Source organism: Psychromonas sp. (assembly GCF_041586535.1).
In the GTDB taxonomy this organism is placed as follows: Bacteria; Pseudomonadota; Gammaproteobacteria; order Enterobacterales; family Psychromonadaceae; genus Psychromonas.
The window spans coordinates 1-10,035 of the sequence record NZ_JBFGZY010000144.1 but is presented as its reverse complement, the minus strand read 5'-3'; the positions used below and the strand labels follow the sequence as shown (position 1 = coordinate 10,035).

General features: G+C 42.1%; 9 protein-coding genes. 4 read left to right on the top strand and 5 right to left on the bottom strand.

The window, feature by feature from the left end:
• The first annotated feature begins 445 nt into the window (after window positions 1-445).
• The 3 genes from ABZA00_RS14440 (at window position 446) to ABZA00_RS14430 (ending at window position 3,613) form a co-directional block, all read left to right on the top strand.
• Window positions 446-1,933, top strand: coding sequence for a glutamate-cysteine ligase family protein (locus ABZA00_RS14440; RefSeq protein WP_372882863.1), 1,488 nt, complete (start codon window positions 446-448; stop codon window positions 1,931-1,933).
• Window positions 1,930-2,967 carry a succinylglutamate desuccinylase/aspartoacylase family protein gene (locus ABZA00_RS14435; RefSeq protein WP_372882862.1) on the top strand — a complete coding sequence of 346 codons (1,038 nt, stop codon included), beginning with the start codon at window positions 1,930-1,932 and terminating at the stop codon, window positions 2,965-2,967. Before ABZA00_RS14440 ends, ABZA00_RS14435 begins: the two co-directional genes overlap by 4 nt.
• Before the next feature lie 148 nt (window positions 2,968-3,115).
• Window positions 3,116-3,613: a VF530 family DNA-binding protein gene (locus tag ABZA00_RS14430; RefSeq protein WP_372882861.1), complete on the top strand. Its 498-nt coding sequence runs from the start codon at window positions 3,116-3,118 to the stop codon at window positions 3,611-3,613.
• Between the two features lie 82 nt (window positions 3,614-3,695).
• Here the strand turns inward: ABZA00_RS14430 and ABZA00_RS14425 are convergent, their stop codons facing one another.
• The 3 genes from ABZA00_RS14425 to ABZA00_RS14415 form a co-directional block, all read right to left on the bottom strand.
• Window positions 3,696-4,550 (bottom strand): MBL fold metallo-hydrolase, encoded by an 855-nt coding sequence (locus ABZA00_RS14425; RefSeq protein WP_372882864.1) that lies wholly within the window; start codon window positions 4,548-4,550, stop codon window positions 3,696-3,698.
• Between the two features lie 326 nt (window positions 4,551-4,876).
• Entirely contained in the window at window positions 4,877-6,592 is a 1,716-nt protein-coding gene (locus ABZA00_RS14420) for an NAD-dependent malic enzyme (RefSeq protein ID WP_372882860.1), read from the bottom strand.
• A 200-nt stretch (window positions 6,593-6,792) separates the two neighbouring features.
• Entirely contained in the window at window positions 6,793-7,992 is a 1,200-nt protein-coding gene (locus ABZA00_RS14415; protein WP_372882859.1) for an MFS transporter, read from the bottom strand.
• A 161-nt stretch (window positions 7,993-8,153) separates the two neighbouring features.
• On the opposite strand from ABZA00_RS14415, the gene ABZA00_RS14410 reads away from it, so the two are divergent.
• Window positions 8,154-8,783 carry a DsbA family protein gene (locus ABZA00_RS14410; RefSeq protein ID WP_372882858.1) on the top strand — a complete coding sequence of 210 codons (630 nt, stop codon included), beginning with the start codon at window positions 8,154-8,156 and terminating at the stop codon, window positions 8,781-8,783.
• A gap of 40 nt (window positions 8,784-8,823) precedes the next feature.
• Here ABZA00_RS14410 and ABZA00_RS14405 read toward each other — a convergent pair whose 3' ends face one another.
• Window positions 8,824-9,072 (bottom strand): YdcH family protein, encoded by a 249-nt coding sequence (locus ABZA00_RS14405; protein WP_372882857.1) that lies wholly within the window; start codon window positions 9,070-9,072, stop codon window positions 8,824-8,826.
• 361 nt (window positions 9,073-9,433) lie between these two features.
• A complete protein-coding gene (locus ABZA00_RS14400) occupies window positions 9,434-9,745 on the bottom strand; it encodes a hypothetical protein (protein ID WP_372882856.1) in 312 nt (103 codons plus the stop codon).
• Window positions 9,746-10,035: the final 290 nt, after the last annotated feature.

Genomic DNA, 10,035 nt, shown 5'->3' with positions numbered 1-10,035 from the left:
TTCGCAGTTCGAAAAGTCATGCTCTTTGCACTGCCAAAGAAAACAGGGCACGCAGAGCTTTGCCCGCTCGTAACACTATGCTGTCGCATAACTCGCCCAAAAGAAAGGCTGCCCAAGCCTTCTCATGAACCTAAACTGTCGTTTAATTCGCTCCATGATTTTCCTTGCTAAAGTACTTGCTCAATACAAGAAAAATGGATGGGGGAAACGTAGCCAATTTGGATTGATATCCAAATTCCACAATCATGGGACTTTTGTATAAGAGTCAGGCCGATAGCAGATTAAAGTAATACCAAGATAGATAAAACAAACTATGCTTATAGCAAACTGGATAACCTGATAAACAGTCCTAGTTTTATCAGGCACAAATGAAATTAAAATGTAGGGTTGCGATTCGGCAGGGACAACACAATATTCATCCATACATCATCCTGAGGATCTGCTTGTGGGGAAATATATTGAACAAACTCAATTTTCAGCGCAAGACTTTACTGAATTTCGCAATCGTTTGAATGAAAACTTAAAGGCGCTGCAACTGCTTTTATCGCAGCCAGACTTCGGCCGGGGAGTACCCTCTTTTGGTGCTGAACTGGAGGTTTATATTATTGATGCGCAGGGTGCTGCAAAACCAATTAATATGGAGCTGCAGCAATTGATAAATGATGAACAGTTAACCTTAGAGCTTAACCGCTTTAATCTGGAGTATAACTTCAATCCCGTCGGCCAGGAGAAAGCGCCTTTCAGCAGAATGTGTAAACAGATGACTGACGTTCTGTTTGGTTTAGATGAAGCGGCGAAAACTTATCAGGCACGTATATTACCTATCGGTATCTTACCCACTTTAAAAGCATCGGATATGGGACTTAAAGCGTTGACCGATATACCGCGTTACCATATTCTTGCCAACTCATTAATCAATAAACGCGGTGCGGATTTCCATATTCATATTGACGGGGAAGATGCTGTAGATTTTCATTGGCAGGATGTGACCCTGGAAGGTGCTGCAACCTCTTTTCAATTTCACTATCGCGTTGATCCTGAAAATTTTGCTGATACTTATAATGCCGCACAACTGACAACGCCTTTAGTACTTGCTCTTTCGGCTAATTCACCATTCTTCCTCGGACGAAAACTCTGGCAGGAGACGCGTATCGCGTTATTCAAACAGGCCACTGATTGCCGTATTCAAGAGGCTTTGGATAACCACTTACCCGCGCGTGTTTTTTTTGGTTTTGGTTGGATCCGCAAAGATATTTACGAAATGTTTGCAGAAGCTGTCCATCTTTTTGAACCTTTAATACCAGTTTGTTCGAATTGCGATCCATTTGTGCAGATGCGGGCGGGGCAGCCGCCATCGCTGAGTGAGTTAAGATTGCACATGGGAACTATTTGGAATTGGAATCGTCCTATTTATGATCCCCATGATAACGGCCATTTACGCATTGAACTGCGTTCACTGCCGGCAGGACCCACTTCAAGCAATATGCTAGCCAGTGCTGCGCTTATGAGCGGGTTGATGTCGGGTCTGCACAGCAGGTTAAGTGACATTCTGCCTGGTCTTCCTTTCCGTTATGCGGAAAATAATTTTTACCGGGCTGCAAAAAATGGTTTGCAGGCTCATCTATTCTGGCCTGATTTTAAATCCGGAAGGATACGGGAGCGTTCAGTTATTAGTATACTTAAGGAACTGCTTCCCCTTGCAGAAGAAGGCCTTGGCCTGTTGGGTGTAGGGGACAGTGAAATAACAGCGCAAATGAAGATTATTAATGGTGGACTGGAAAGTCAGATCAATGGAGCTCAATGGCAAATTAACATGTTCGATCAACTTATAAAAAAGGAAGATAGGAAAACAGCATTGACCCAACTGGTTGAAAATTACCACAGAGAGTACCAAACAGGCAAAGCTGTACATGAATGGAGTGATAAAATTTGACTATAGAAAATATGCAGTCTGAATATTTAAACTTTAAAAAGAATCCTAACCCCGATGATTTTGGCGATAGCATTGAAAGTTTTTTAAATTATCTGAAAAAAGCGACAGCCATTTTTGTCAGCGGACAAGATTCCAGTAAAAGACGCGCGGTATGCACCTTGCTGCATGGCAATGAACCATCAGGAACACAAGCTATTTTTGATTTCTTAAAATCTAAAGAGATCCCCAGATTTGATACGCTGTTTATTATTGCATCGGTGCAGGCCGCTTCTGCTGAGCCGCTTTTTTCACAGCGTATGCAGCAGGGGAAACGTGATTTAAACCGTTGTTTTAGCGCCCCCTATGATGATCAGCAGGGACAAATAGCCAAAGCTATTTTTGATTTGTTAAAACACGTGAAGCCTGAGTGCGTGATTGATATTCATAATACCTCAGGTTCCGGACCTGCTTTTGGCGTTGCTATTGTCGAAGATGCCAACCATATTGCCATCACATCTTTATTTACCAATGATCTGATCGTAACTGATTTGCGCTTAGGTGCATTAATGGAGCTTAGCGAGCCAAAAATGATCACTGTCACTATAGAGTGCGGTGGTGCGCAGGATAGGTCTTCGCAACTGATTGCTCAGGAAGGATTATATCGTTATTTGTCGACAGAAAATGTATTGGCGCAGGCCGATGATGAATATCTGATCAATATTTATCACAATCCGATCCGCCTGGAAACAAGAGATCAAGGTGAAGTAGCCTATAGTAATGAGCCTCAGGAAAATGTTGTTATTACGCTGCCGGAAGAAGCTGAGAAATTTAACTACGGCATGCTGACCAATGACGAATTTATCGGTTATTTAAGCCCGGATGGTATGGCGCAATTAACTGCAAAGGACTACTTGGGAAATGAACGTCTCGATGAGTTTTTTGAAGAGCGAGAAGGCAAGCTGTTTTCCCGCCATCCAATTAAAGTGTTTATGATGACCACCAATCCCCTTATTGCTAAAACAGATTGTCTCTTTTACTTTATAGGACACAGGTGATTTTGGAAATGCAGGTGAGATTCGAGGAAATTATCGGGCTAATCTTAGTGAATCAATCAAAACTGTTTTTAGCTGGCGATAGTTGCTAACTAACACGTATAATAACAAGGATAACATATCACCACTAGATACCTTTTCAGGAATAATCATGCTTAAAGAACAACAGAATAATCCATTGCACGGCCTTAAATTAGAAACCTTACTGACGGAGTTAGTCGCCTTTTACGGCTGGGATATACTCTTTGCCGCGTTACGCTTTCATTGTTTTAAAACCAATCCATCCATTGACGGCAGTCTTAAATTCCTGCGCAAGACAGAATGGGCGAGAGAAAAATTAGAAGGTTTTTATTTATACCGCTTTAAACGCATGCCTAAACCCGATCAGGAGGAATACGAGTTACCACACCGTGCTCGTGGTTTTGCTGCGGGTATAGTGCCTCGTGAACCTATGGTGCTTACTATCGAATCAATAGAGCTTTCTCAGGCTAAAGCTGCATCTCACTTTAAGGAGAAATCACAACAGCAGGGAAGGCGTCAACATAGCAATGATCAACCACATAAAAACAAACGTAACTCCTCTTATAAAGCACAGCAATCTCAACGCTCGGATGATCCGGCCAATCCGTGGGGGAAAATAAAAAAATAACAAATTGCTTTTTGACAAGGAGGTGCTCCTTCTTATCAAGTTCATCACATTAGCTAAGATAGTCAAAACCGCCTGCAGGTCGTTAAAGCTGGTTGATAGGGGTTAACAGATATGAGACTCCATTTTCAGCTGCTTCAGGAAAGTGCCCTGCGCGCATATTGACCTGAATAGCCGGCAGCAATAGACGGGGTAGTGCTAATGTTTTATCCCGCTGTTCACGGAAATTGACAAACTCAGCTTCATTGCTGTTTTTTGTTAAATGAACATTCATTTTCTGCTGTGCAACCGTGCTTTGCCAGACGGCATGCTCCCTACCTGGAGGCTTGTAGTCATGCCCTGTAAAAACCCGGGTTTGATCCGGGAATGTAAGCAGTTTTTGTATAGAGCGATATAAACTCTGCGCGCTGCCTCCGGGAAAGTCTGCCCGGGCAGTACCATAATCGGGCATAAATAAGGTATCACCAACAAAGAGTGCATCTTCTATCAGGTAGCTCATACACGCCGGGGTATGCCCCGGTGTGTATATGGCACGTAAGGTTAACTCACCGATATTCAGGCACTCCTGATCACTAAGTAGTTTATCAAATTGCTCGCCTCCGGTTGTAAAATTTGCCGGATTATTGAACAGTTTTGCAAACTCTTTTTGTACTATCGTTATCTGCTTTCCGATTACAATTTTACCGCCAAGTTGCTCTTGAATGTATACGGCCGCAGTTAAATGATCCGCGTGCACGTGGGTTTCTAAAATCCATTGCAGATTCAATTCATCTGCTTTCAGGTAATCAATAATGAGATCGGCTGGTGACGTATCGGTACGCCCTGTGGCGGGATCAAAACCCATTACGCTGTCGATGACGGCAGACTGGCGGCTTTTGCTATCAGTTATGACATAGGAAACGGTATTAGTTGTGTGGTCAAAAAAGCCTTCTATCAGCATCATCTGCAAGCTCCTCAAATCAACTAAATTAATACGCTGTTACACAAATATTATAGTCTTTGAAATGAGCAAGGGTGATTTGAAAGTAAAAGGTAATTTGAGAAAAATAGCGGGTATATAACAGTGATATTTATCAGGTGTGATATTTGTTGGTTTTTACAAAGGTGGGTGTGAAAAAAGCCCTGTTAAATAACAGGGCTAAGGGAGCTTTCGGTTTCAAATTTCATGCATCTTAAAGCGTTCTGAGCAATGCCGTGCAGGACACCGTTAGATGTAAGCATAGGCCTGCAAAAATCAACGCAAAGCGTCAGCAGACCCTCGTAATTTTAAACCCGACGGTAGGGCAGGTATACCGGCTCCCAGATACGTGCAGCAAGTTCCTTTGAAATATCTTTATCGCGCAGATGGCCGTCGGCATCAGTTTGCTGAATTTGTTCCAATATCGCTTTCGCAACATGGATGGAAACATCCCTTAATTCACTGATTTTTGGAAATACACTACCTGCATCAAGGTCCTCTTGTGAGACATAATCGGCTAATGCGAAAGATGCCGTGGTAAACATATCCATAGTGATTTTTTTCACTTCAGCGGTTATCGCCGCAAGTCCAACACCCGGGAAAATAAACACATTATTACCCTGACCGATACGGTATTCTTTGTCTTTAAACTGCACATTTTCAAAAGGACTACCCGTTGCAACGATCGCCTGACCATCACTCCACTGATAAATATCTTCTGGTAAGGCTTCACAATGACTGGTCGGATTAGACAGCGGGAAGATCATCGGGCGATCTGTGTAATCCAGCATTTTCTTAATATGATGCTCTTTAAACGAACCGCCGACACCGCTACAACCTAATAAAACAGTAACAGGTACGTGGTCGATTAACTCTGTCAGCGATACCTTATTCGGATCTGCTCGTTGCCACTCTTTTGCTAACTCAACAGGTTTAGCAAAGCGTTTTTTGTATTCATCTAAATTTTCTCTATCGTCAAATACGACGCCATGAGAGTCAAGAATAAATATTCTATCGCGCGCTTCCTGATGGGTAAGACCTTCTTTAAGCAAGCCGGCGAAAATTTGATCAGCTACACCCACGCCGCCGGCACCAGCACCATATACAGCATAGGTTTGTTCACCTAATGTCTCACTTTTCATTTTGGCAGCGCCAATGATACCTGCCAGCACAACAGCACCCGTACCTTGAATATCATCATTAAATGACGGCACTTCATCTTCGTAATTAGCTAAGTTGTCAAAGGCATTGGATTTACTGAAATCTTCCCATTGTAATACTGCTTTTGGAAAATGTAATTTAACCTGCTCAACAAACTTTTTAATAAAGGCTTTGTAATCTTCGCCGGTCAAACGTTTATTGGGTACGCCCAAATACATCGGATCAGAAAGTAAATCCGGATTATCCGTACCCACGTCCAATGCGATTGGCATGCAGTGATCCGGGTGGATACCGGCTCCCAGGGTATAGAGTGACAACTTACCAATAGGAATACCCATGCCGCCAACACCCTGATCACCTATACCGAGAATCCCCTGGCTGTCTGTTACAACGATAATCTGGATATCTTTGCCTGAAAATTGTCTCGCCATGTCGCCAACTTGATCAATATTATCCGTTGTTAAATACAGACCTCTCGATTTTTGAAATCTATGGCTGAATTCCTGACAGGCTTTACCCACGGTCGGGGTATAGATAATCGGTGTCATCTCTTCAATGTGACGGGAAATCAGAGCGTAAAACAATGTTTCATTTCTATCCTGCAGGGCACGTAAGTATTGATATTTTTCGATGTCAGTAGAAGAGTGACGAAAACCGTGATATACCCGGTTGAGTTGATCTTCAAAGGTTTGCACACGAGGTGGTAACAGGCCATTCAGTCCGAAATCTTCACGTTCCTGATAAGTAAACGCAGTACTTTTATTCAGCGTTCTATTGCTCAGCAATTGACGTCCGGTGATAGAAACGGGTCTAAAGACATTACCCTTAGCATCTTCCCATCGCAAATATTTACCTATACCCATTACATCCTCCATTATTTATACTGACAACAATTTTTAAAACATACAAATGAAGCTAAACTATACTCACGAAATAGTAATAATAAAGCATTATTTATTATTAATAACAATGAGATAATATAGCGTTTTAGAATCTATTTTAAATTGAGCTCTTTTTGAGCAGGAACCGCTGTGCCGGCTCAAAAAAAGTTGAAATTTTTAAGTTAATCGATTTTATTATCTAAGAGCAGAACGCGTTTTTTTGCTGGCCAGTTCCAATTTACTTCGTTCCCTTGCGCAGGTGAAACCGGAATATTGCGTGCAAGCACAAGCGAGCAGACCGCAAATCCCGCACCGATATAAAAGACGCCCTGCGGAGAGTATAACCATAAAAGACCAAGCAGCGCCGGAATAATCACTGCTGCGATGTGATTAATGGTGAAACTGACCGACATGCTGGCCGCTATATCTTTACTGTCTGCTATTTTCTGAAAATAGGTTTTCAGCGCGATCGCCATCGCGAATAAAAGGTGGTCGGTGACATATAAAACAGCAGCCCATTCAGCCTGCTCGACATAAGCGTAACTGATAAAGATAAAAATCAGCCCGATATATTCAATGGTCAGCGCGCGTTGTTCACCGATACGTCCGATAAAGCGGCCGATAGCAGGTGCAAATAACAGGTTAACTACGTAGTTGATAAGAAACAGTGCGGTGATTTCTGAAACGCTATAGGCAAACTTTTCGACCATCATAAAACCGGCAAAAACCATGAAAATTTGTCGTCTGGCACCGGAGAAAAAAGTAAGCAGATAATATAACCAATATTTTTTACGTAATATTATTTTTTTATGCTGAACTTCACCGACATTATACTTCGGAAAATAGAATGTGATTGTCAATACCATCAGCAATCCCAGGCTGCCGATTAAGCCGTACATCCATACATAATCAAGCTTTAACCAGGTCATAATCAGCCAAATACTGGCATAGCCGGAAAGCGCTGCCGCAGAACGCCAGGCCAGCGCCTTGCCCAAGAAACCTGGCGCATCTTGTTTGTCAACCCATTGCAGCGTCAGTGACTGGTTAACTGTTTCAAAATAATGAAAGCCGATGGACATTAATATGGTGGTCAGATACAGCCCTAAAACTTCCGGAAAGAAACCCGTAACAGCAACGCCAATACACAACACAGCCAGTGCCAGTATGGCGAATGTCTGCTCGCGGATTAGGAGCAGAATAAATATTGCAGTGAAAGCTAAAAAGCCCGGTACTTCGCGCAGACTTTGTAAAATGCCTATTTCTGCCCCGCTAAATTGCGCCTGTTCGATTACAAAGTTATTTAACAGGGCCTGCCAGACGGAAAAGACCAAAGACATAATAAAGGTCATCCATAGCAATAACATTTGCGGGCTTTTATGCATTGAACTGGTCCGTGTAGTGAGTTGTAAATAGAAAATAGTTGTTTAGTTTACAATAGTTATTGCCTATTTGCTTAATCTTTAGTAAAAAATAAGAGGAATTAAACAAGAGAGTTGCCTTGGCAGCAGAGTGGAGCTGAATTTATGTTGGGGAAGTACGCGTTGTGATTAACAGTGAAAGTGTTTTTTATTATGTACATGATCCGATGTGCAGCTGGTGCTGGGCACATCGGCCCGTTTGGCAAAAATTGGAGGCCAGTTTACTGGATCTAGTGCCGGTGAATTATGTTCTGGGGGGCTTGGCACCTGATTGCGATGACCCTATGCCTGTTGAGCAGCAAAAAGCCATATCCGGTTATTGGCAGAAAATCAGCAACCTGCTCGGGACGCCCTTTAATTTTAAGTTCTGGGCAGAAAATACTCCTAGACGTTCTACTTATCCTGCCTGCCGAGCGGTGATCGCAGCAGGTTGGCAAAATAAAATGCGTGAGATGAACAGCGCAGTGCAAAAAGCGTATTATTTAAGAGCGATGAATCCGTCAGATATAGAAACACATCTTTTTCTGGCCGCGGAGTTGGGCCTGAATATAGAGCAGTTTAACGCTGATTTAAGCTCTGCAAAACTGGATTCTGAATTTAAGCGACAATTGAGATTGACAGGGAATTTGCCCATTCAAGGTTTCCCTTCTATGGTTTTAGCGCACCGGGGAAAGCTTTTTCCCATTGAATTAGATTATAAGGATCAGGGCGGCGCACTTGCCCAGGTGAAAGCTATTCTGGCAGGAACACTATAACCACAGTTTACCTCTGTTGTGCGCTTAACAACTTATTAGATCAAGATTTCTGATGCGCTTTCAACTGCTGGTATAAAACATCTTTTAACAGCGCTCTTTGTTGCTTAAGCAGGTGCATATGCTGATCATCAGTAGGTGAACCGGATATTTCAAGTTGCCGAATTTGATAGTCGAGGATGTGATATTGCTGTGATTTTTCCTGAAAAAATGCATCGTGGTGCATTAGTTGGACAATATCATTTTTTAATTCCGGAAAATCGATAATAAGTGCATGATTTTCATTTAACATATTCATTCCTAATGATAAAAATTAAATTAAATTAAATATAACACTTGTCCGACAAGATTTTGTCAGGTAGAGCTGTTTTATCGAATTGTTTTTTAAAAAATGTTAAAGGCTGAGAAACAGGGCACTTTTTAACAGTGCTCTGTTATAGCAGGGGAGGACACTTAATCAACCTCAGCTCTGGATAAGCAAATCGATACAATACCGCTATTTCCGTGTATTTCTGCGTTAAATCATCTAGCAATAGCCGGCTATTGCTACGATGATTCGCCTTGAACTACACGAAACTAACGGCACTGTATAATATAAAACGTTAACATTATGATATTAAAAGCAATGACGCTTTCATTATCCCGAGTTGAGGTTAATCAGAAAAACCATCATAAAGAAAAAGGTGTTTGCTTTTATCAAAGGTCTCTTCAGTGCACTGCGCAAAGGCAATGGCTAACCTGTAATTTTCAACGCGGAACTTTTCGGTTTTTGCTATCTCATACTCATTCATAATGATATGCATCGCCAGTTGCGTCCATTCAGACTCTCCCTGCCCTATAATCACCTCCGGCGGATCATAAAAAGTGACCATCCAGTCTTGTAGCTGTTCCGATGATATTTTACCTTCACCCCAATTGTTGAGTTGGGTAATCAGTTGCGATTTAGTAATCTCCGGATTGTTCATTAACGTCGTTCTCCAAATAAAAAATGCAAGAATAACGCAATTCACCACTTCATGTCAGCAGTTCCTGCTATTGCTACGATGATTCGCCTTGAACTACACCAAACCAACGACACTGTATAATATAAAACTTTACCAATATGACACTTTCATTATCCTGAACTTAGCAAAATAGCCGTAAACCCTCGCCCTTCTTTTTAGGGCGGGGATATAAGGCGACAGTGTAGTAGCACTTTAAATCATGCAGGTGTGGATTGACTATCCACATAATTTTTCAAAGTTTCTATCGTAGC

Excerpts from the sequence above, each read along its gene's own strand:
- ABZA00_RS14405 (WP_372882857.1), bottom strand. The coding sequence starts at position 9,072 with ATGTTAAATGAAAATCATGCACTTATTATCGATTTTCCGGAATTAAAA.
- ABZA00_RS14420 (WP_372882860.1), bottom strand. The coding sequence starts at position 6,592 with ATGGGTATAGGTAAATATTTGCGATGGGAAGATGCTAAGGGTAATGTC.
- ABZA00_RS14415 (WP_372882859.1), bottom strand. The coding sequence starts at position 7,992 with ATGCATAAAAGCCCGCAAATGTTATTGCTATGGATGACCTTTATTATG.
- ABZA00_RS14425 (WP_372882864.1), bottom strand. The coding sequence starts at position 4,550 with ATGCTGATAGAAGGCTTTTTTGACCACACAACTAATACCGTTTCCTAT.
- ABZA00_RS14430 (WP_372882861.1), top strand. The coding sequence starts at position 3,116 with ATGCTTAAAGAACAACAGAATAATCCATTGCACGGCCTTAAATTAGAA.
- ABZA00_RS14400 (WP_372882856.1), bottom strand. The coding sequence starts at position 9,745 with ATGAACAATCCGGAGATTACTAAATCGCAACTGATTACCCAACTCAAC.